The sequence below is a fragment of the Puia sp. genome, assembly GCF_035546395.1.
In the GTDB taxonomy this organism is placed as follows: Bacteria; Bacteroidota; Bacteroidia; order Chitinophagales; family Chitinophagaceae; genus Puia.
Window position 1 is genome coordinate 370,031 of sequence record NZ_DASZXR010000019.1, and the last position, 22,003, is coordinate 392,033.

Here is a 22,003-nt window from a genome sequence, read left to right on the forward strand (position 1 = left end):
GATTTTTGCCCAAAACGGTTCGTTAAGTCCGCTAATCCCGCCGCGACTCCAGCGTAAACCCGATCGTCGTCCCTACATCCGGCGTGCTCCGCACATGGATAGACTGTCCATGCGCCTCGACAATATGCTTGCAAATAGCCAGCCCCAGACCCGTCCCGCCCTTATCCCTGCTCCGCGCGGCATCCGTCCGGTAGAACCGCTCGAAGATGCGGCCCAGATGGTCCTCTTCGATCCCGATCCCATCGTCGCTGATCTCGATAAGTACATTCTTCTCGTCTATCTTATAGACACTCGCGACGATACTGCCGTTCGGCTTCCCATACTTCGTCGCATTTTCGACCAGGTTGATCAACACCATCCGGATCTTCTCCTTGTCGGCAAAGACCGTGATCGGCGACTCGCAGCCCTTCTTGATGCCGGTACGGATGTTCTTATTGTGGGTCTTGATCGATAAAGATTCGAAGATCTCGCGGATCAGGTCCTGGATGATGAAATTCTGCTTGTACAACAGCTGCTCGCCGCGCTCCAGCGTCGAGATCTCGTCCAGGTCATTCATCAGGTTGACAAGCCGGTCGACATTCTTGGCGGCGTTCTCCAGGAACTTCTTGCGGATCGCCATGTCTTCCATGGCGCCGTTCAGCAGGGTATCCACATACCCCTGGATCGCAAAAATGGGCGTTTTGAACTCGTGCGCGAGGTTTTGAAGGAATTCTTTGCGGTAAGCCTCATTCTTTTTCAACAGCTCGATCTCCTCATTCCGCTTTTCCCCCCATTTTTCGACATCCTCACGGACCTCGTCAATACTCTTCTGGGGAAGGATATACTTAAAGTACACCTCCTCCTTCTTCGTGGCCTTGGTCTGGTGAATAAGCTTATAGATCAGCTTGATCTTGCGATAGATGAACTTTTCGAGCGTGAACAGGATCAACCCGTAGCTGCCCCCAAAGATGAGCAGCAGCGAAGCCGCGCCTACAATACCATTACCGGTGAGGATGTAGATGCCGACCGAAATGGGAAAAGCGAGAAGACCGGCCGTCAGCGCAGAAAGCTGCCGGGGAGATAGGTTCTTGGTGGAAGGCATGGGTCCACGAATTTAATGAATCCACTACAAATTGAACTTATACCCGACGCCTTTGACCGTGGTTATACAATCCAGCCCCAGCTTCTGACGGATCTTCCGGATATGTACGTCGATCGTCCTGTCTCCAACGATGACTTCGTTACCCCACACCTGGTTCAGGATCTCGTTGCGGAGAAAGACCCGTCCCGGGCGGGAGGCGAGTAAATAAAGCAATTCGAATTCTTTCTTGGCCAGCGTCACGTCCTTCCCTTCCACCATCACCTCGAACTTGGCAGGGTCGATGGACAGGTTCTCTATCTTCAGGACTTTATCCTCCGGCTCCTTGTTCACCCGGCGGAACAGTGCATTCACCCGGCTGATCAGCACCTTGGGACTGATCGGCTTCGTCACATAGTCGTCGGCGCCCGTCTCCAGCCCGCGGACATGGGAACCTTCGTCACTGAGCGCAGTGAGGAAAAGGATGAGGGTCTCCTTAAAAGATGGCTGGGAACGCAGTATCTCGCACACTTCCACCCCATTCTTCTTCGGCATCATGATATCCAGGATGATGAGGTCCGGGCGGACGATCTTCGCCTTCCCGATGGCTTCATCCCCATCCCTGGCCGTGATCACCTCGTATCCCTCTTTGGTGAGGTTGTATTGAATGATTTCCAGGATATCGGGCTCGTCGTCGGCTATCAGGATCTTCTTGCCTTTGGATTCCATTTAATCGAAAATTTACGCAAACCTACTCGAAATAAACTTGCGGGGGGGATTCCGCCAAATCAGTTTACAATTTCTTAATACATAAATAACACAAGCCGATCTTTCTGCAGACATTTTGTTTTATTGACGCAGATCACTTGCAAATCTCAGGGCCGCGATATACCTTTACCACACTCCAATCTAAATCAGCCTGCCCGGACCCGGGCCGGTATCCTAACTGATCCTTTTCCTGGTTAAATCGCGGTCTCTCATTAAACAAAACAAAATCAGACTTTTATGGCAAAAAAATGCATTTGCATTTTGCTATGGGCCGGATTATGCTTATCCGCGTACGCCCAAAAGAAAACAATTGCCGTGATCGGCAGCTCCACCGCCGCCGGCTATGGCCTGCCGGACGCTGGCGGAACGATCAACACGGGATGGAACATGACAAATGACGACCCCGTCAACTCCTGGCCAAATCGCCTGCGGCGGTATCTGAAAGGCGTGGGCGTGTTGGATACCCTCGTCAATTTGGCCGTAATGGGAGAGGACATCTACCAGGCCATGCCGCAGGACCGGCTTGACTATCCCCACGTGGTTGGTCGCCCCTGGCCGAATCCGAGCGCCAATATCGTCAAGGCGCTCGACTTCAACCCCGACATCGTCATCGTCAATTTTCCGAGCAATGAGTACAACCTCTACACGGTGACGGAGGTAATGGCCCGTTACAGGGACATCTATGCCGTGGCGACGGAGAATGGCCATACCCAGGCCTACATTACAACCACCCAGCCTCGAAGCAACGACCCGGAGTTCAGCGATCCGGTTCAAAGGGCAAAACTGAAGGAATTGCGCGACAGCATCATGATGGAATTCGGCAGTCATGCAATCGACTTCTACACGTCGGTAGTGGACAATAATCCGGAGCTTTCTCCAGGGGTACCCAATCCTAACTACCTGGGCGCCTTGCCCCAATACGGCCAGGGCGATGACATCCACCTGAACGAGGACGGTCATGCATTCCTGTACCAGGCTGTGCTGTCGGCCAATCTCATTCCCATAGGTAACCTGCCGCTCAAGATTGGAAAAATTAGCGTGAAACGCATCGACGACACCCATATTACCGTCTCCTTTAACGTCCTCGACGGCAATACCGAAAAGCAATTCTTTATCTGGGTCAAAGACAAGGCCGGGAACACCAAATCGGTGAAAGTGATCATTCCCGAGGCGAGCAAGACCAGCCAAACCATTACTGAAACGATTCAAATTTATTGAGCATGAAAAAGACGATCCTTTTTTCATCGGTACTATGTGCGTTGATAACCATGGTATTAGCATCTACTTCCTGTACAAAGAAGGTAACCGCTCCACCCGCTCCGGCGGAAGAAGACCTGACTGTTGTGATCGGTTCCGTAAATGCCAAAGGCGATACGACGATCTATCTGCAAACCGTCGTCAAACCGCATTAGCACCCAAGCCATTTTGGTAGTATTTTTGCCAACACAAGAATACTACCAAATGGTTGCCTATGAATCGACGGGTACGATCCTTTGCCTTCTTTGCTTTCGTCTGCGTCCTGCTCTTCACCGGTCCAAACAAGGCCATGGCGCAGCCCAATTCCTACCCGTTCAAGGTGGCCCAGGATCGCATGCTCTGGCATGATTACGTCGATAAAGAGCAGCAACGGCTGCTCCAACTGGGCGGTAGCAAGAACGACAGTGTGATCCGGCTGTCAAAGGACGAGGCCGTCAATCTGCAGATCACCGATGCGCTGATCCGCAAGGTGGACGGGCTGCAGGAGCAGATCGAGCTGGACTCCACCCTCAATACCAATAATAAGAAGCGGTACCTGCGCGGGCTCTCCGATGTCCTGCAAAAGTTCGACCGGGCCGTTCAGTCAAAAGAGCTGTCGCCCAGCCTGGCGCCGGGCCTCATCGATGCCTTCATGCAGGCGATGGAGCTGGACCAAAAGGGGGAAAGTATCGAACCGGTCATTGCCGCCAGCCCCTATGAAACGGGAAAGATCGTCGTCGAATGCTTTAACTATCCCTCGGAGAACAAGGGTGCAAAGCCGGCCCGGATCTTGCTGACGCGGCGCTTTTACGAGGCTCACCCATCACTCATCTTCAACTATTTATCAACACATCCCGGCGCGCCGTTCGAAGACAGCCTGATCATCATCGCCGGTCACCACGATATCGGCCAGCTCTATGACTTCGCCGCGGCAGGGAATGACCTCGGCTATCACATCCGTAACAGCAAGGACTCCCTCCTGCGTACCGTAGCCTCCCTGGCGACCAGCAGAAGCGGCCGGCTTTACTTTCCCTTCCTGGACAACCTGGTCAAAGGCCGGCTCACGAAGGAAGACATCGACAAGGTAAAGGATGATGATCTCGCCTACTATAAGCTGTTGGTAAAGACCCGCCTCGACTACGCCGAACGGCTGCTCCCGCCGCTCCAGGACACCCCGCTGGAAATGAACGCACTGACCCAGATGCTCGAAAAGAAGGGAAAGCAGGTGTTCGTCAGCGAGATCAACGCCCTCCACACCGCTGAAAATCCCGCCGTCCGCTTCAAGATACTCGATCCCTTGACGCCCGAGGAGCTCTACTACCTCGTCGTACTAAGCGAGGACGAGATCTACACCTCCAGCTACCTGGGCGTCTATGACCGCATCTTCCAGCGCATGAAAGCGCCCTATGGGGACAGCCTCCTGATGCAGGTGCATGGCGACTATTTCCGGAAGTTCATCAAAATGGCCGCCGCTTATAACAAGCTGGAGCATTTCCTCGGCACCATGGACAAACAAAACGCCGGGACCGTCATGAAGTCCTTTGTCATTCACCTCGAGAACGCGGGCGAAGAAGAGGCCGTCGACGTTGCCGACTCCTACAGCAGCATCGTTGAGAAGAGCCCTGCCCTGGCCCGGTTCATTCTCAACGAGGTAAAATGGAACTACGACAAGAACGTCGCTGCCGGGGACAAGAAAGGCATCGTCATTTACCGCCTCTTGCAGACCCTGTTCGAATCCGCCGATACCGCCAACAAGGTGGACGTCTCCGCAAAGCTGGGTATACCACCCATCTATACCGTTGATCGTCAGTCGCTGGCGGATGACAGCGGCCGGGTTATCCAACAGGTATTCTTCTATGGCGACAAGGATAAGGACGGCCAGCTCTCCTATGCCGACTTCATGCGCATCTTCCAGACCCGGCCGGGAACGAAGCCCGAATGGCGGATCCAGGAGAATCCCCAATGGACTACCATCAGCTCGATCCGCGGGAAACCGGTTATTATCTACGCCAATAAGCCGCTGTTCGGCGAAGACGACCCCGATGACAAGGCGCAAAAAGCGCTTAGCGATTATCTTTATGACCATCATCTGAAACCGACGATCGTCATTCACCGCGGCCATAGCTACCACGTCAAGTATACCATCGAAAGGATGCCCGCCACGGCCCGCATCGTCGTACTGGGTTCCTGCGGCGGTTACAACAATCTCAGCGAAGTGTTGAAGATCAGCGAGGACGCACATATCATCTCCTCCAAGCAGGTGGGCACGAAGGCCGTGAACGAACCGATCCTCCAGGCCATGAACAATACCCTCGTCGCCGGGAAGAACATCGAATGGCTGCCGATGTGGCGGGACCTCGAGGCCGGCTTCCGCAAGGATCCGGTAGCCCGGGAACGATTCGATGACTATATCCCGCCGTATAAGAACCTCGGCGCCATCTTTATAAAGGCCTACCGCAAGGCCATGGAAGCGGACGAATAGGATGAACGGAATAGCTGTTGGTGGCAAAGATTGTATCTTTGCCACCCGCGGCAATGGGCGCGCGCAATCAAATGGCAGAGGAGATCAAGAAAAAGAAGAAAATTTTCGATTTTAGCTTGCTGCGGCGGGTCTTCCACTACGCAGCTCCCTACAAAAAAAGACTCTATTGGTCGGTAGCGCTTGCGATCCTGCTGGCGGTCCTCTCCCCGTTGCGTCCCTGGCTGATCCAGTACACTGTCAACGTATTGATCCGGAAGGGTCTGGCCAATGACGTCATCTGGATGACGGTCCTTCAGATCGTCCTGCTCATCGGCGAGACCCTGGCCCGGTTTTATTTTGCCTTCATCACTGCCTGGCTCGGGCAGACCGTCGTCCGTGACCTTCGCGTCGACGTCTATAAAAAAGTGTTGGGGCTCAACCTTTCACAGTTTGACAAGACGCCCATCGGGGTCCTGACGACCCGTACGATCAACGATATCGAGTCCATCAACGACATCTTCTCCGACGGCCTGATCCCCATCATCGCCGACCTGCTCTCCATTCTCTCGGTCCTGGTGTTCATGTTTGGGTCGGATTGGCGGCTCACCCTCGTCTGCCTGGCGCCCTTTCCTTTTCTCATCCTGGCCACCTATGTCTTCAAGGAGTCGGTCAATAAGAGTTTCATCCGCGTTCGCAATGCCGTGGCTGCACTGAACGCCTTCGTCCAGGAACATATCACCGGCATGGCGATCGTCCAGGCCTTTTCCGCCGAGAAACGCGAAGAGGCGAAGTTCCGGAAGATCAACCGCGAACACCGCAATGCCAACATCAACGCCATCTTCGCCTATTCCGTTTTCTTCCCCGTCGTCGAGGTCATCCTGGCCGTTTCCACCGGTTTGCTGGTGTGGTGGGGAGCCACCCGGGTCATGCACCTGCCCGGTGCGGAAGCCCTGGAGCTGGGCGGCAAGATCATCGCATTTTACCTCTATCTCAACCTGCTTTTCCGTCCCCTGCGGGTCATCGCCGACAAATTCAATGTGTTGCAGATGGGAATGGTCGCCAGCGAGCGCGTCTTTCGCGTGTTGGACAATGACGACTACATCAAGACCCAGGGCAATTTCGCCCCGGCACGCCTGAAGGGCAAAGTGGAGTTCGACAAAGTGTCGTTTGCCTATACGGATCACCGGTACGTGCTCAGGAATATATCGTTTACCATGCAGCCCGGCCAGACCGTCGCCATCGTCGGCCACACCGGCAGCGGGAAAACGTCGATCATTAGCCTGATGAACCGGCTCTATCATATCCAGCAGGGCGAGATCCGCATCGACGATGTCCGCATCGAAGACTTCGAGCTGGACGCCTTGCGCAAAAGCATCGGGGTCGTGTTACAGGACGTCTTCCTTTTTTCCGGCTCGGTGGTGGACAACATTACCCTGCGGAACGGCGAGATATCCATGGAGCGGGTCATCGCGGCCGCAAAGCTCATCGGGATGCACGACTTCATCATGCGCCTGCCCGGCGGGTATCACTACAATGTCATGGAACGCGGCGGCTCCCTCTCGCTGGGCCAGCGCCAGCTGCTCTCTTTTATCCGCGCACTGCTGTACGACCCCTCCATTCTCATCCTCGACGAAGCCACCTCCTCCGTAGATACCGAATCCGAACAGCTGATCCAGGAAGCCATCGACAAGCTCATCGCCGGCCGCAGCTCGATCATCATCGCCCACCGCCTTTCGACGATCCGCAAGGCCAGCCAGATCATCGTCCTCGATAAGGGCGAGATCCGCGAGATCGGCACCCACGAACAGTTGCTGGCAAAGGGCGGATTCTATGCAAAATTGCACGAGATGCAGTTCCGGCCGGACCACAGGGCGGCCGCTGCACCCGCCGCAGAAAGACGGGCATCCTAGGAACAAACGCATCGGACTGCCATGGCTCCCCCTGATTATCAACCCTCTCGCGCAGCCGCTTCGGTTTTGGTCGCCAAAGCCCTTTTTCTTTAATCTTATTTTCATATCTGACCCTCCCCCCGTATCTTTGCGGCAAATTTCAGGACGGTATGGCATTGAAATGCTTCAAATCTATAGTGGTGGCGGTTTTCAGCGTGGTTTTACTGTTTTTTTTTAATGTGTCCATGGCCCAGGACTCCGGTCCCGAGGCAGGAAAGACCGAAAAGGAGGAAGCGCCCAAGATGAACCCCTCCAGGATCATCCTGGAACACGTTGCAGACGCCCACGAATTCCACTTCTACACTTTTAATAAAAAGCCTGTTTCCATCCCGCTGCCGGTGATCCTTTATTCTCCCGCAAAAGGCTGGTCGGTCTTTATGTCCTCGAAATTCGAGCATGGCGACGCTACCTACAACGGCTATCGCCTGCTGACCGAAGAATATATCCAGGACAAGAAGCTGGATGAGAAGATTTATAAGGTTGGAAAGATCTGGGCGGTCAATGAAGCAGGCGATGTTGATCCTTCCGTTAAAGTATACGATCTTTCGTTGGGCCGGAATGCTGTCCAGGCCATTATCTCGGCACTGATCCTTATCTGGCTTATGCCGGGTATCGCCGCCAAGTATAAGAAAGGGCAGGGAGTGAAGACGGCTCCGACCGGGTTCCAGAATCTCATCGAACCCATCGTCACTTTCGTCCGCGACGAAGTAGGAAAGAGCAACCTGGGGAACAGGTATGAAAAATACATGCCCTTCCTGTTGACCATCTTCTTCTTTATCCTCATCAACGCCCTGATCGGGCTGATCCCCGGTACCGCCAACGTCACAGGGAATATCGCCTTCACCGGCGCCCTTGGCATCCTGGCCTTTATCGCGATCATGTTCAGCACGGGCAAACACTACTGGGGACATATCGTCAACCCGCCCGTTCCCGGTCCCATAAAGGTGATCATGTGGCCGGTGGAGCTGATGGGCATCTTTACAAAGCCCTTCGCTCTGATCATTCGTCTTTTCGCCAACATGATCTCGGGACACATCATCATCCTGAGCTTTATCTGCCTGATCTTTATCTTCGGCGCCATGAATACCGGGCTGGGCTGGGGTACGTCCCCCTTCTTTGTCGCGCTTTCGCTGTTCATTTACCTGATCGAAGTATTGGTGGCTTTTATACAAGCCTTCATTTTCGCCAACCTGACGGCCGTGTTTATCGCGCAGGCCTTCGAAGGCGGCCATGAGGAAGGAGATGGACATGGGCACAGTGCAGAAGCCGTAGTCGCATAAAAAACACAAACACAATTTCTTTTTAATTATAAAACCAAAATAAGATGACGTTGATGACAACTTTGCTGGCTGATGTGGTTCAGCCCGGTTATGGCGCGCTCGGCGCAGGCCTCGCTGCTATTGGTGCTGGTATCGGTATCGGCCAGATTGGTAAAGGAGCAGTTGACTCCATTGCCCGTCAGCCCGAAGCTTCGAACGACATTCGTGCAAACATGATCCTGGCTGCGGCCCTCGTAGAAGGTGTTGCCCTTCTGGCTGCCGTTGCCGGTCTGCTCGCTGTTTTCCAGAAGTAAGGCACGTAAAAAAAATGTACTGCATCCGACGCACAGGGCCGAGGGTGCAGTACTTGATTCGCCGGAGGCGAATCGTCCGAAGGACAATCATTAGACAATCACCGGACCGCAGGTCCGCATAAATATCTCCCATGGATCTCTTAACTCCCGACTTAGGCTTATTCGTTTGGAACGTTATTATTTTCCTGCTGCTGCTGATCGTCCTGCGTAAGCTGGCCTGGAAGCCGATCCTGAAATCCCTCAACGAACGGGAAAAAGGTATCTCCGACTCGTTGGCCTCCGCTGAGCGCATCAAGGCCGAAATGGCCCAGATGAAGAACGAGAACGAGGCCCTGCTGGCCAAGGCCCGTGAAGAAAGAGCCCAGCTGCTCAAAGAAGCCCGCGAAACAAAGGACAAGATGATCAATGAGGCCAAGGAAATGGCCAAACAGGAGGCGGGCAAGATCATCGCCGATGCACAGGCCGCGATCGAAACGCAGAAGATGGCCGCGATCACCGAGGTGAAGAACCAGGTGGGAACACTAGTGGTGGAAGTGGCGGAGAAAATCCTGCGCCGTCAGCTGGAGAACAAAAGCGAACAGGAGAATTATATACGTGAATTGACGAAAGAAGCGAAACTCAACTAACTATGACGCCGAATCCCCGTTTAGCGGCCCGTTACGCCAAATCGATCCTCGACCTGTCCCTCGAAAAGGACCAGGTGGAAGCCGTACACAAGGATATGCTGTTGCTGCAGGCCACCTGCCGGGAAAGTCGTGACCTGGTCAACCTGCTCCGTAGCCCGATCGTCAAAGCCGATAAAAAAGGCAAGATCCTCAGCGCGATCTTCACCGGCAAGATCAGCCCGCTGACCAGCGCATTTATCACCCTGTTGCTACGCAAGGAACGCGAAGGCAATCTCCCCGAGATCGCATCCTCCTTCGTCGGGCAATACAAGATATACAGGGGCATTTCCACCGCGAAGCTCACGACGGCCGTTCCCGTGAGCGACGAGCTGCGTCAGGCGATCCTGCAAAAGCTGAAGACCGAACGCAACCTTCAACAGGTGGAACTCGACACGGAAATAAGGAAAGAACTGATCGGCGGGTTCATCCTCGAGATCGGCGACCTCCGCATGGACAGCAGCGTTGCCTTTGAATTGAACAACGTCAGAAAGCAATTCCAGAATAACGACTTCGTATACAAAATAAGGTAGACACAAAAAAGGCTAGACACAACAACAAACAAACTTCAAACTGAATACAATTATGGCAGAGATCAAACCGGATGAAATTTCAGCGATATTGCGCGAGCAATTGAGCAATTCCAATGTATCCGCCCAGCTGGAAGAGGTCGGCACCGTCCTGCAGGTAGGGGATGGTATTGCCCGTGTATATGGGCTTAGCAATGTCGGCGCCGGTGAACTGGTGGAATTCGAGAATGGCGTCCGAGCCATCGCCCTCAACCTGGAAGAAGATAATGTCGGTGTGGTATTGATGGGGGAGAGCGGGGACATCAAAGAAGGTGCAACCGTTCGCCGTACGGGGAAGATCGCCTCTATCCGCGTAGGTGACGGGATGCTGGGCCGGGTCGTCAACACCCTCGGCGAACCCATCGACGGAAAAGGTCCCATTGCCGGCGAAAGATATGAAATGCCCCTCGAGCGCAAGGCTCCGGGTGTCATCTTCCGCGAACCGGTAAAGGAACCTCTGCAGACGGGTATCAAGGCCATCGACGCCATGATCCCCATCGGCCGTGGCCAGCGCGAGCTGATCATCGGCGACCGTCAGACCGGAAAGACTGCCATTGCCATCGATACGATCATCAATCAGAAAGAGTTCTTTAAGGCCGGTAAGCCCGTCTACTGTATCTACGTAGCCATTGGGCAGAAAGCCTCCACCGTTGCCGGGGTGATGAAGACCCTCGCCGACAACGGAGCCCTCGACTATACCGTCATCGTGGCCGCCTCGGCTTCCGATCCGGCGCCGATCCAGTTCTATGCGCCCTTCGCCGGGGCCGCTATCGGGGAATATTTCCGCGACTGCGGTAAGCCTGCGCTGATCATCTATGACGACCTTTCCAAACAGGCTGTTGCTTACCGTGAGGTCTCCCTCCTGCTCCGCCGCCCGCCCGGCCGTGAAGCCTACCCCGGTGACGTATTCTATCTCCACAGCCGTCTGCTCGAACGCGCCGCAAAGATCATCTCCGATGATAGCGTAGCAAAGAACATGAACGACCTCCCCGAGTCCATCCGTCACCTGGTGAAAGGCGGCGGCTCGCTGACGGCCCTGCCCATCATCGAGACCCAGGCCGGCGACGTCTCCGCGTACATCCCGACCAACGTGATCTCGATAACCGACGGACAGATCTTCCTTGAAGGTAACCTGTTCAACTCCGGTATCCGCCCGGCTATCAACGTAGGGATCTCTGTAAGCCGCGTAGGGGGTAATGCCCAGATCAAGTCGATGAAAAAGGTTGCCGGTACCCTCAAACTCGACCAGGCGCTCTACCGCGAGATGGAAGCCTTCTCCAAGTTCGGCGGCGACCTCGATGCAGCCACCAAGCTGGTTATCGACAAGGGTGCGCGTAACGTGGAGATCCTCAAGCAGCCGCAATATTCGCCCTTCCCCGTTGAAAAGCAGGTCGCGATCATCTATCTCGGTACACAGGGCCTCCTACGCCAGGTGAAGGTCAGCAAGGTGCGTGAGTTCGAAGACCACTTCCTCCTCGAGATGGAGAACAAACTGCCAGATGTACTCGCTGAGTTCAAGAAGGGCAATCTCCCCGATGACGGGATGAAAAAGATGGTAGACCTTGCTAACGGTCTCATACCACAATACAAATAGATAACAAATAAAAAGCCGCCCACCGGGCGGTTTTTTATTTGAAAAAAAGCTTGCAGAATTCGAAACCTTTTACAATCTTTACAGCGTCGTCACCGACAACCTCTCCAAGCTCCCGAAAAACAATTCTCTTTTTTATTTCCAATCCTTTATTGCAGTTCATCCGTTCACGCACGAAAAAATGACCGGGTTTTGTATCGCCGGGGAATCCGTACCGAACAAGTACTCCTCTATTGCGGTTAATCCCGTATTCATCTGATTCTCATAGTAGCAACACCTGTCCTCGGCCCCAGGCCAATGGATCGGATAGCTATCCGGGATATATCGAAAGAATAATATTAGAATTTAGAATATTTTGTAAGATTTTAGTTTTAAAGGGTACGATCAACAACCGCCGGGCTTTTCTAAGCCTGGCTTTTTTTAGCCAACCGTCACAAAGCCAACCGCCACAAAGCCAACCGCCACAAAGCCCCGCCACCACAAAGCCCCGCCACCACAAAGCCAGAAATACCTAATCAGCCACCCCCCAAAAACCCGCCGCTGTCCACGGCCGGCCGGCGTCGGGATGCCTTGGCTGGCGCATCGGATGGTCTCCTCAGCGATCCAAAAAGCAAAACCAAGATAATCCGCGCGCCAGACGAGGACGTCCCGACCCGGCCCACCCAAGAACCCACCCAAGAACCCACCCAAGAACCCACCCAAGAACCCACCCAAGAACCCCACCCAAGACCCACCCAAGAACCCCACCCAAGAACCCACCCAAGAACCCACCCAAGAACCCACCCAACAACCCCACCTAACAACCCCAAAAAGACCCCCACCCACCGGCATAATCCCCCGCTCACCGGATAACATAAACAATTCTACAAAATAGTTTGGTTTATAAAATAAACCAGTTTATCTTAGCTGAAAATTATGAGAAATGAACCAAGCTGCTCTCTCCATAGCCTTATTCCTACTCACCTTTAGCCTTAAGGCCCAAACACGCCTGAGCGGAACAGTCAAAGACCCCAAAGGCCACCCCATCCGCGGCGCAAGCATCACCATAAAGGACTCCTATGACGGAGCAACCACTGACAGCCTCGGCAACTTCCACTTCACCGCGGCCGATAAAGGCAATTTTACCCTCATTACAACCAATATCGGCTACAACCCCGTCGAGCAGCCCGTCACCCTCAACGGCGCCGCCATCGAGCTCCATATCGTCCTTAAAGAGCAGCTCAGCGAGCTGAAAGCCGTAACCATCACCGCCGGCTCCTTTACCGCCGGCGATGCTAAACGCGGGGCCGTACTCAGCTCCCTCGACGTCGCCACCACGGCCGGCTCCAACGCCGACATCACCGCCGCCCTAAAGACCCTCCCCGGCGCCCAGCAGGTAGGGGAGCAGGAAGGCCTCTTCGTCCGCGGCGGCGCCGGCTATGAAGCCAAACAATATATCGACGGGACCCTCGTCAATAACCCCTATTATACCAGCGTGCCCGATATCGCCCAACGCGGCCGCTTCTCACCCTTCCTTTTCAAAGGCACCGTTTTCAGCACCGGCGGCTACTCGGCCCTATACGGCGAAGCGCTGTCCTCCGTCGTCCTGCTGGAATCCATCGACCTGCCCGAGAAATCCGAGATCGACGCAACGATCTCCCCGCTGGTGGTAGGCCTGGGCACCCAGCAACTGGCAAAGAACAAACAGTCCAGCTATGGCTTCAGCTATAACTACGTCAACGCCTACGCCTATTTCCACGCGGTACCGCAGGACGTGGACTACTTCCGCATGCCGCAGTTCCACAACGGGGACGCCAACTTCCGCATCCGGACAAAAGGCGGCGGGATGATCAAATATTATACGACGTTCGCCTATAACGACCTGGGCCTCCGCCGCCAGGACTGGGACAGCCTCGACCGGAAGGACGCCTTTGGCCTCACCAACCACAACTGGTACAATAACCTCAGCTATCGCGAGTACCTGAACAACGGCTGGAAAATGGACCTCGGCGCCAGCTACAGCACCAACCTCGACAACCTGGGGCAGCAGGTGCAGAGCTCGGCCAACCAGCCCCAACATTTCGACCCTGGCGCCTTTTGGATGAACTATAAAATTTTTAACATCGATCAGCGGCAGGATCTCTCGCAGGTGCGCGCCGTATTCGATAAGAAGCTGGGGACACTGAGCGCTATCCGCTTTGGCTCCGAATACTGGTACGCCTACAATTACCAGAGATACCGCAACCCGCCCTACAATACCGATACGCTGTTCAAATTCCGGGATAACTTCAACTCCCTCTTCGCGGAGTCGGATATCTACCTGACCAACGCGCTCGCGGCCAAGGTCGGCGTCCGCTACGAACATTCCTCGATCATCCATCGCTCGGACCTCGCTCCCCGCCTGTCCCTCGCTTACCGGACCGGGCGCGAAGCCCAGGTGTCGCTGGCCTATGGCGTCTTCTACCAGAAACCCGAGAACAACCAGCTTTTTTATACGACAAATGTCGGCTTCACAAAGGCAACGCACTATATCATCAACTACCAGAAGATGTCGAAGGATCGCATTTTCCGCATCGAGGCCTATTACAAGAAATATGAAGATCTGATCAAAACGGTCCCGGTCAACTATTTTTATTCCACCTTCAACAACACCGGCAGCGGCTATGCCAAAGGTTTCGAGCTGTTCTGGCGCGACAAGAAGTCCATCAAGGACTTCGACTATTGGATCAGCTATTCTTACCTGGACACCAAGCGCAATTACCTCAACTATACCGAACAACTGACCCCAAACTTCGCGGCGACGCACACGGCCTCCATCGTCATGAAACGTTTCTTCACAAAGATCAAGTCCGGCGTCAACGTGACCTACAGCTACGCGACGGGCCGGCCCTATTACAACTTTATCCTCAACGGGGTGAAGTACAACCTGGCCGAACAGGGTAAGACAAAGGACTACAACAGCCTTAACCTCAGCGCCGAATGGGTGCCCAGCCTGGGCAACACAAAGTCGAAGACCTTCGTGGTGCTCTTTGCAAGCGTAAGCAATGTACTGGGGTATAACTCGGTCTATGGCTATAATTTCTCTTACAGCGGGCAGTATAAGCAACCGATCACGCCCCCGGCCAAACGGTTCTATTTCATCGGCTGCTTCCTGAGCTGGGGCGTCGACCGCTCGCAGGATGCGATCAACAACAATTTGTAAACTACCATCAATCAATAAAACTACAACTATGCGTAAATCCTTCCTTTTTCTGGCCCTGCTGGTCTCCCTGTCCGCCGGCGCCCAGAACGACAAGTACACCCAGGTGATGCAGAAGAACATCTCCCTCCTCGATTCGGCCAAGACCATCGACGAGCTGACAAGCCTCGCCGCCACCTTCGACCGGATCGGCGACGCCGAGAAGAACAAATGGCTGCCTTACTACTACGCCGCCCTGGCCCAGACCTGGATCGGCTGGAACCCCGCCACCAAAGACAAGGACGCCAATTCCGCAAAGATCAACGCCTACCTGGCAAAGGCCGAAGCCCTCGAAACCAACGCCGAACTCTACGCCGTGGAGAACATGTCCGCAACCCAGCAAATGCTGGTCGATCCCCAATCCCGTTGGGCTACCAACGGTAAGGATGCCGCAACGGCCTTACAGAAAGGGATGGCCGCAGACCCGAATAATCCCCGGCTCTATTACCTGCAGGGCATGAGCCTCTTCGGAACGCCGCCCCAGTTCGGCGGCGGCAAAGACAAGGCAAAACCCCTGTTCGAAAAGTCGGTAGCCCTGTTCAAAAGCGCTCAACCAAAGCCCCTCTCTCCCACCTGGGGCCAGCAGCAGGCCGAACAGATGCTCGCACAGTGTCAATAAATTGTGAAGTCCCGCACGGCCCAAGTCGTGCGGGACCTTTAACTTTAGATTTTGCAAATGGAAAATCTTTCACCGGAAGAAAGTCTCAAGGTCATCCAGACGATGATCGACAAAACAAAGACTTCCGTGGCCGATAAGAGCTTTTACTTCCTCCTCTGGGGCTGGTTGGTGCTGATCGGCGCCCTGCTCCAGTACTTTTTATACGTCATCATCCAAACTCCCCGGCACGGAGCCGCCTGGTGCATTATGTTCGTCGGAGTCATCGTCTCCGTCATCCGCGGCGCAAAGGAAAAGAGCACCCCCGTAAAAACCTATGTCGACGAAGGCCTGACAAACATCTGGATCTGTCTGTTCGTCGTGCAGACACTCATCGTTTTCGTATTTGCAAAAACGGGTGGCTGGGCCTACTGTTATACGGCTTTTATCCTGCTTTACTCGATCGGCTGCTTTCTCACCGGCCGCCTGCTGAAGTTTCCCCCGCTGGTCTGGGGCGCGATCGCCTGCTGGGGCCTGGCGGTCCTGACCATGTTCGTCGATGTTCAGACAAACATGCTGATGATGGCCGCGGCTATTCTGATAAGCTACATAATCCCGGGCCATCTGCTCAGGACCGGGTATAAAGAGCAATTACAAAAGCAACCAAAATAAATGCAACAGGAAAACGAAATGACAGGGCAGGAAAGCCTGGAGTTGATCGCCAGGATGATCCATAAAGCCAAACGGGACTATCTGGACAGCGGATTAAGCGCGCTCCTCTGGGGCAGCGTTATCTCTTTTTGCAGCCTGGCGTCCTTTATCAACCAGGTGACCGTGAAAATACCCGCCATCGACATCGTTTGGGTCCTCACCTTTATCGCCGTCGTGCCGCAGATCCTGATCGCCATTCGCGAAAAGCGATCCCGGAAATACAAGACCTATGAGGAGGATCATATGGGCGGCATCTGGATCAGTTTTGCCATCGCCGTCTTTCTGCTCAATTTAATCTTCTGGCGCTATGAATATACGGGCGAGCCTGCCATCTACCTGATGCTCTATGGCGTGCCCACCTTTGCCACAGGCTACTCCCGGCGGTTCCCCCCGATGGTATTCGGCGGCCTGGCCTGCTGGGCTCTTGCCGGGGTGAGCCTGTTCTGCGGCTATCCCTATACCCTCCTCTGCATCACCGCCGCCGCCCTGGTCGCCTGGTTCATCCCCGGGCTGATCCTTAGAAAACGCTACCTGAAAGCCAAAAGAACCCATGTTTAAAGACCTCAACCCGATATTGCATTCACAGCTCCGCCTCGCGGTCGTCTCCATCCTCATCTCGGTGAAGGAAGCGGAATTCACCTACCTGCGCGAGAAGACGGACGCTACGGCCGGTAACCTTAGCGTGCAGATCAACAAGCTGAAAGAGGCCGGCTATATCGATGTCACAAAGACCTTTAAGGATAACTACCCGCAGACCATCTGCAAGATCACCCCCCAGGGAATACAAGCCTTCGAAGAATATGTCCGCGACCTGCAAGCTTACCTTAACATCAAAAAATAAAGGGACCTTCTGGTCCCTTTATTTTTTGATGTTGTACTCACTAGCTCTTCGCCAATTTCATCGTCAACCGCTCATTGCTGTTGATGATCACCTCCAACTGATACATCCCCGGCTGCAGCTGTGAAGTGCCTTCGATATTGTATACATTCGGACCAAAATCGCCCATCGCCGACTGCTTGATAAGCTCGCTGCCCCTGTCATCCATCACCCGCACCATCACAAAGGATTTCTCCTTCAACTGAACATTCACCTGGATATCGTTGACGTTGGGATCGGGCGTCACACTCACCGCGGTCACGCTCCGGCTGCCATACGAACGAAGGATCAGGACCTTTGAATACGTGACCCGGTTATTGCCGTCCACCTGGCGAAGCCGGTAATAGAGATCGTTCTTCCGCTCCTGCTCATGCATCTTGTCGTTGAACGTGTATTGACCCGCTGCAACAGCCTCTTCCGCCTTTACCTCACCTACCTTCTTGAAGTATTCGCCATCGAGACTGCGCTCCACCTCAAACAACCGGCTATGATTGTCGGTAGCCGTATTCCAGTTGATGGCTACTTCCTTCCGGCTGTACAGCGCCTCGAAACTCGTCAGCGTGCTCTTGCCCGGGAAACGGATCGTTGCCGTCGTATTGATCGAACAAAGCGCCGGCGTACCGTTGTCGCACACTTTATAAGTGAACTGCGTCGTACCCCCCGTAAACCCGTCCCTCGGCGTAAAAACAAAGGAACCGTCCTTTTGCAATTCGATGCGGCCGTCAGGCGACTCGGTCATCAGGTAGGCCGTCATCGTCTCGTGGTTGGGATCGTAATCATTGCTCAGCACATTGCCGGCAGCCGTATGCGAAGCCGTACCGGAGAATTTGTCCTTCAGCGATACCGGGGCCACATTGCAGGCCGCCGCATAATGCGGCGCCGCGCCGATGTTCAGCTCGTCGATCGCGATACGGGTCGCGCCGCCGATACCCCGGTAGTTGATGCAGAGAATATAGTTGCCGCTTAGGTCCAGCGTATGCTTGTAGTTGTAGACATGACCGGCCTCATCCCCCGTCACCTCCAGGCTGTCGAGAACAGCCACGGGATTGTTGTTCCCGTCGATGGCCACAAGCCGGATCCAGCGACGGTCCTTGACCGGCTGATTAAAGCTGTAAGTGAAAGAAACCACCGCACCGCCGCTAAGGTCCAGCAGCGGAGTATAGATACCCGTCCGCTCAGTCGCACTTGCGCCCGTACCGGACACCATCGCCCCATCACCCTCGATATTCGGGGTCCAACCGGCACGGTTGATATCGAAATCGGAGAAGAACCAGCATTTGCCCTGCAAATAACCCTTGACCTCGGTCAACCGGACCCCAGGCCGGGAATTGAAGTTATCAATAGTAGAGCTCGCAGTAGGAGCGGCGAACAGCCCTTGGAACAAAAGCGCGGAGAGAGCAGTGAAGAAGAGGGATAAAAAGTTCCTTTTCATCTTTGTAATTTTCAGAAGGTGATTAATGAATAAATAGGCTGTTGGAAAAACAGGGGCTATTCAAAGGAAGGAACTCAAAATCTACTTCGGCTTGTTTTTCGGGGAAATGGAGATCGGGAGAGAGATACCCATATGGGTGATAGGTCAAAGATAGTGCGCAAATCCTGTTTTTGCAAGGCCCTCCGGAAAAAAACCTTTCCCCCTCCATACCCGTTCAGTATGAGCCGCTTCCGGCGGCCCGACCGGCCTGGACCATACGGCGGAACACCCCGCCGATGGGATCGATGTTTGAAAGAGGATAGGATCGATGTTTAAAAAGTAAGGTCGCGGCGCGTGGTGCGTCCGGATTCGTCGATCTTCTCGTCAGCCGCATTGGCAAGCACCACCGCGCCCATCTTCTTGAGCGGGTTCTGGCGGTTCTCATCATATTCCTGCCGGTTGCGGATAATATCCAGACAGGTATAGATCGATGCAATAAAGGACGTGTTGTCTGCCTTGTTCTTCCCGGCGATATCGAAGGCGGTACCATGGTCCGGCGAGGTCCGCACCATCGGCAGGCCGGCCGTAAAGTTGACCCCTTCGCCACTGGCCAGGGATTTGAACGGGATCAACCCCTGGTCATGGTACATCGCCAGCACGGCGTCGAACCGGTTATGATAGCCGCGGGCGAAGAAGGCGTCGGCGCTATACGGACCAAACACCAGCATCTGATGTTTGGCGTCCTTGATCGCCGGCTTGATGATCTCCTCTTCCTCTTTTCCGATAAGCCCCTCGTCACCGGCATGGGGGTTCAGCCCAAGAACCGCGATCCGCGGCTTGTCGATGCCGAAATCCCGGACCAGGCTGTCCCGCAGGATGTTCAGCTTCGAAAGGATCGCTTCCCGGGTGATATATCTGGCGATGTCTTTGACGGGAACATGCTCGGTCACCAGCCCGACCCGGAAGTTATCCGACACCATCAGCATCAGGACATCGTTCACCTTAAAGGCGTCCTTCAGATACGGGGTATGCCCCGTGAAATTGAAGGTCGCCGACTGGGTATTCTTCTTGTGCAGCGGGGCCGTTACAAGACCCTGGATCTTCTTGTCGCGAAGCGCCTCCACGGCCATCGTCAGGGACTTGACGGCATAGGTGCCGCCGACATCCGTCAGCTGCCCCGGGACGATGGAGATATCCTCCTCCCAGCAGTTGAAAAGATTGACCTGCTTATGGGCGATCCGGGAGAATTCCTTGGTGGTCTGGTAACTAAAATTCGTCTCCGGGCTTTGCTTCCGGTAGAAATTGACAAGCTTATTCGAACCGAAGATAAGCGGCGTGCACATCTCCAGGAGCCGGGTATCCGAAAAGGTCTTGATGATCAGTTCCATTCCGATCCCATTCACATCCCCTACGGACACCCCGATCACCGGTTTTTGCTGTGGTTGGCTCATACGCTATGATTTTCAGGGGCTACTTGATTGCGCACCCGGCCAAATATACGTAATTTTGCCGGTCATGTACACCCTCAAAAAGTCGCTCGGCCAGCATTTCCTGCGGGACGAAAATATCTCCCGGAAAATCGTAGCCGCGCTTCGTCAGCGCCCCTTCACCCAATTGCTCGAGGTGGGGCCCGGTGCAGGTGCACTGACAAAATACCTGCTGGAGCTCGAGGGCATTCGATTCAAGGCAGTTGAGCTGGACAAAGAAAAGATCAGCCATCTGGAAGAAACCCTGCCCCCCATAAAAGAAAAACTCATTCACGCCAGCATCCTCGATATCGAAAAGCCCTTCGAGGGCAAATTCACCGTGATCGGCAACTTCCCGTATAACATCTCCTCGCAGATACTTTTTAAGATGCTGGACTGGAAGGACGACCTGCAAACGATGATCGGTATGTTCCAGAAGGAGGTGGCCCAGCGGGTAGCGGCAAAAGAGGGGAACAAGACCTATGGGGTCCTCAGCGTGCTGATCCAGGCCTTCTTCGCCGTAGAATACCTGTTCGAAGTGCACGAGCAATGCTTTAATCCGCCGCCAAAAGTAAAAAGCGCGGTGATCCGGCTGACCCCCCGGCCCGCTCCTGCCTTCCGCGACGAGAAAAGCTTCACCCTGCTGGTGAAAACGGCGTTTAACCAACGAAGAAAGACCCTGCGAAATGCGGTGAAGCCCCTTTTCGGCGAGGCAGCCCTGCCGGACCCCATCTTCAACAAACGGGCCGAGCAACTATCAATCAATGATTTCGCACAATTGACCTTTAAAATGCACTTGTAATCGATAATGAAGAAAGTAATCGTCACAGCCAAGGTCCACGAGTATCTTCTCAACCGGCTCACCGAAAAAGGCTACACCGTCCAATACTCCCCTCAGATCACCTACGAAGAACTGCTTTCGTCCCTCGATGGGGTCGAGGGTTTGATCGTCACCACCCGCCTGAAGATCGATAAAGCCGTCATCGAAGCGGCCCCTGCCCTCCGGTTCATCGGCCGCCTGGGTAGCGGAATGGAGCTAATAGACACCGAATATGCCGAAGCCCGGGGTATCCTTTGTGTAAGCAGCCCCGAAGGCAATCGAAACGCCGTCGGCGAGCAAGCCCTGGGGATGCTGCTTGGATTGATGAATAAGCTGTTCATCGCCGCCTCGGAAGTAAAGGAGGGGAAATGGATCAGGGACGCAAACCGGGGAACGGAGCTGAGCGGCAAAACGGTCGGCATCGTTGGCTTTGGCAACGCCGGGGCCGCCTTTGCGCGGGTCCTGGGTGGTTTTGACGTGACCGTCCTGGCCTATGATAAATATAAGTTCGGATTTGCCCGGGGGAACATCCGCGAAGCCTCCCTCGAACAGCTGGCCCGCTATGCGGACGTCATCAGCTTCCACGTGCCCCTGACGGATGAGACGCTTCATATGGCCGGGGACGCCTTCTTTAACTCATTGGAAAAGAAACCCTGGTTCATCAACGCCAGCCGGGGGAAGGTCCATGATACCGCGGCGCTGATCCGGGCGCTCGAAAACGGGCGCATCGCCGGGGCCGCCCTCGACGTGCTGGAAAATGAAAAACTGGACACTTATACCGGCGAGCAGCGCCGGCAGCTCGATTGGCTGCTCGCCCGCCCGGACGTCCTGATCACCCCCCATATCGCCGGGTATACCCATGAAGCTTTTCTTAAAATGGCCCAGGTGACGCTGGAAAAACTCGGGATTTAGGCCTTTTTCCCTATTTTTGTGGAAGTAATGGACCCCAGGGTGCCCGTTGATCACCTTGGCGGCCAGGAACCTTTTTAGTGCAATGCCTTGGATCTCTCCGAGGCGTTGTATTTTTTTTCTCTATTTAA

20 protein-coding genes are annotated in these 22,003 nt (G+C 54.5%); 16 read left to right on the forward strand and 4 right to left on the reverse strand.

Annotation, left to right across the window (positions count from 1 at the left end; genetic code table 11):
- Nucleotides 1-31 precede the first annotated feature (31 nt).
- Both VHE34_RS27965 and VHE34_RS27970 read right to left on the reverse strand, forming a co-directional pair.
- A complete protein-coding gene (locus VHE34_RS27965; RefSeq protein WP_325594235.1) occupies nucleotides 32-1,081 on the reverse strand; it encodes a sensor histidine kinase in 1,050 nt (349 codons plus the stop codon).
- 24 nt (nucleotides 1,082-1,105) lie between these two features.
- Nucleotides 1,106-1,786, reverse strand: coding sequence for a response regulator transcription factor (locus VHE34_RS27970; RefSeq protein WP_325594237.1), 681 nt, complete (start codon nucleotides 1,784-1,786; stop codon nucleotides 1,106-1,108).
- 354 nt (nucleotides 1,787-2,140) lie between these two features.
- On the opposite strand from VHE34_RS27970, the gene VHE34_RS27975 reads away from it, so the two are divergent.
- The 14 genes from VHE34_RS27975 to VHE34_RS28040 all read left to right on the forward strand — a co-directional run bounded on the left by VHE34_RS27975 (nucleotide 2,141) and on the right by VHE34_RS28040 (nucleotide 17,230).
- Nucleotides 2,141-3,043, forward strand: coding sequence for an SGNH/GDSL hydrolase family protein (locus tag VHE34_RS27975; RefSeq protein WP_325594239.1), 903 nt, complete (start codon nucleotides 2,141-2,143; stop codon nucleotides 3,041-3,043).
- Between the two features lie 2 nt (nucleotides 3,044-3,045).
- Nucleotides 3,046-3,237 (forward strand): hypothetical protein, encoded by a 192-nt coding sequence (locus VHE34_RS27980; protein ID WP_325594241.1) that lies wholly within the window; start codon nucleotides 3,046-3,048, stop codon nucleotides 3,235-3,237.
- A 59-nt stretch (nucleotides 3,238-3,296) separates the two neighbouring features.
- Nucleotides 3,297-5,543 (forward strand): hypothetical protein, encoded by a 2,247-nt coding sequence (locus tag VHE34_RS27985; protein ID WP_325594243.1) that lies wholly within the window; start codon nucleotides 3,297-3,299, stop codon nucleotides 5,541-5,543.
- A gap of 71 nt (nucleotides 5,544-5,614) precedes the next feature.
- Nucleotides 5,615-7,432 carry an ABC transporter ATP-binding protein gene (locus tag VHE34_RS27990; protein ID WP_325594245.1) on the forward strand — a complete coding sequence of 606 codons (1,818 nt, stop codon included), beginning with the start codon at nucleotides 5,615-5,617 and terminating at the stop codon, nucleotides 7,430-7,432.
- A 224-nt stretch (nucleotides 7,433-7,656) separates the two neighbouring features.
- Nucleotides 7,657-8,751, forward strand: coding sequence for a F0F1 ATP synthase subunit A (gene atpB, locus VHE34_RS27995; RefSeq protein ID WP_325594247.1), 1,095 nt, complete (start codon nucleotides 7,657-7,659; stop codon nucleotides 8,749-8,751).
- Between the two features lie 44 nt (nucleotides 8,752-8,795).
- Nucleotides 8,796-9,044, forward strand: a complete 249-nt coding sequence (atpE, locus tag VHE34_RS28000; RefSeq protein ID WP_188933632.1) for an ATP synthase F0 subunit C — start codon at nucleotides 8,796-8,798, stop codon at nucleotides 9,042-9,044.
- 131 nt (nucleotides 9,045-9,175) lie between these two features.
- Nucleotides 9,176-9,670, forward strand: coding sequence for a F0F1 ATP synthase subunit B (gene atpF, locus VHE34_RS28005; protein ID WP_325594251.1), 495 nt, complete (start codon nucleotides 9,176-9,178; stop codon nucleotides 9,668-9,670).
- A gap of 2 nt (nucleotides 9,671-9,672) precedes the next feature.
- The gene (gene atpH, locus VHE34_RS28010; protein ID WP_325594253.1) at nucleotides 9,673-10,239 is read left to right on the forward strand and encodes an ATP synthase F1 subunit delta; all 567 of its coding nucleotides are present in this window, start codon (nucleotides 9,673-9,675) and stop codon (nucleotides 10,237-10,239) included.
- A 52-nt stretch (nucleotides 10,240-10,291) separates the two neighbouring features.
- The gene (gene atpA, locus VHE34_RS28015) at nucleotides 10,292-11,869 is read left to right on the forward strand and encodes a F0F1 ATP synthase subunit alpha (RefSeq protein WP_325594255.1); all 1,578 of its coding nucleotides are present in this window, start codon (nucleotides 10,292-10,294) and stop codon (nucleotides 11,867-11,869) included.
- 919 nt (nucleotides 11,870-12,788) lie between these two features.
- Entirely contained in the window at nucleotides 12,789-15,047 is a 2,259-nt protein-coding gene (locus VHE34_RS28020) for a TonB-dependent receptor (RefSeq protein ID WP_325594257.1), read from the forward strand.
- 28 nt (nucleotides 15,048-15,075) lie between these two features.
- Nucleotides 15,076-15,702, forward strand: coding sequence for a hypothetical protein (locus VHE34_RS28025; RefSeq protein WP_325594259.1), 627 nt, complete (start codon nucleotides 15,076-15,078; stop codon nucleotides 15,700-15,702).
- Between the two features lie 57 nt (nucleotides 15,703-15,759).
- The gene (locus VHE34_RS28030) at nucleotides 15,760-16,350 is read left to right on the forward strand and encodes a hypothetical protein (RefSeq protein ID WP_325594261.1); all 591 of its coding nucleotides are present in this window, start codon (nucleotides 15,760-15,762) and stop codon (nucleotides 16,348-16,350) included.
- Complete coding sequence (locus VHE34_RS28035; RefSeq protein WP_325594263.1) at nucleotides 16,351-16,947, forward strand: hypothetical protein; 597 nt, start codon at nucleotides 16,351-16,353, stop codon at nucleotides 16,945-16,947. It abuts the gene before it with no gap.
- A complete protein-coding gene (locus tag VHE34_RS28040; protein ID WP_325594265.1) occupies nucleotides 16,940-17,230 on the forward strand; it encodes a transcriptional regulator in 291 nt (96 codons plus the stop codon). Before VHE34_RS28035 ends, VHE34_RS28040 begins: the two co-directional genes overlap by 8 nt.
- Before the next feature lie 40 nt (nucleotides 17,231-17,270).
- Here VHE34_RS28040 and VHE34_RS28045 read toward each other — a convergent pair whose 3' ends face one another.
- Both VHE34_RS28045 and pdxA read right to left on the reverse strand, forming a co-directional pair.
- Nucleotides 17,271-18,698 carry an Ig-like domain-containing protein gene (locus tag VHE34_RS28045; RefSeq protein ID WP_325594267.1) on the reverse strand — a complete coding sequence of 476 codons (1,428 nt, stop codon included), beginning with the start codon at nucleotides 18,696-18,698 and terminating at the stop codon, nucleotides 17,271-17,273.
- Between the two features lie 311 nt (nucleotides 18,699-19,009).
- Complete coding sequence (gene pdxA / locus VHE34_RS28050) at nucleotides 19,010-20,128, reverse strand: 4-hydroxythreonine-4-phosphate dehydrogenase PdxA (RefSeq protein WP_325594269.1); 1,119 nt, start codon at nucleotides 20,126-20,128, stop codon at nucleotides 19,010-19,012.
- 64 nt (nucleotides 20,129-20,192) lie between these two features.
- Between pdxA and rsmA the strand changes: the two genes are divergently transcribed.
- Nucleotides 20,193-20,945 (forward strand): 16S rRNA (adenine(1518)-N(6)/adenine(1519)-N(6))-dimethyltransferase RsmA, encoded by a 753-nt coding sequence (rsmA, locus tag VHE34_RS28055; RefSeq protein WP_325594271.1) that lies wholly within the window; start codon nucleotides 20,193-20,195, stop codon nucleotides 20,943-20,945.
- 6 nt (nucleotides 20,946-20,951) lie between these two features.
- Nucleotides 20,952-21,875 (forward strand): NAD(P)-dependent oxidoreductase, encoded by a 924-nt coding sequence (locus VHE34_RS28060; RefSeq protein ID WP_325594273.1) that lies wholly within the window; start codon nucleotides 20,952-20,954, stop codon nucleotides 21,873-21,875.
- Nucleotides 21,876-22,003: the final 128 nt, after the last annotated feature.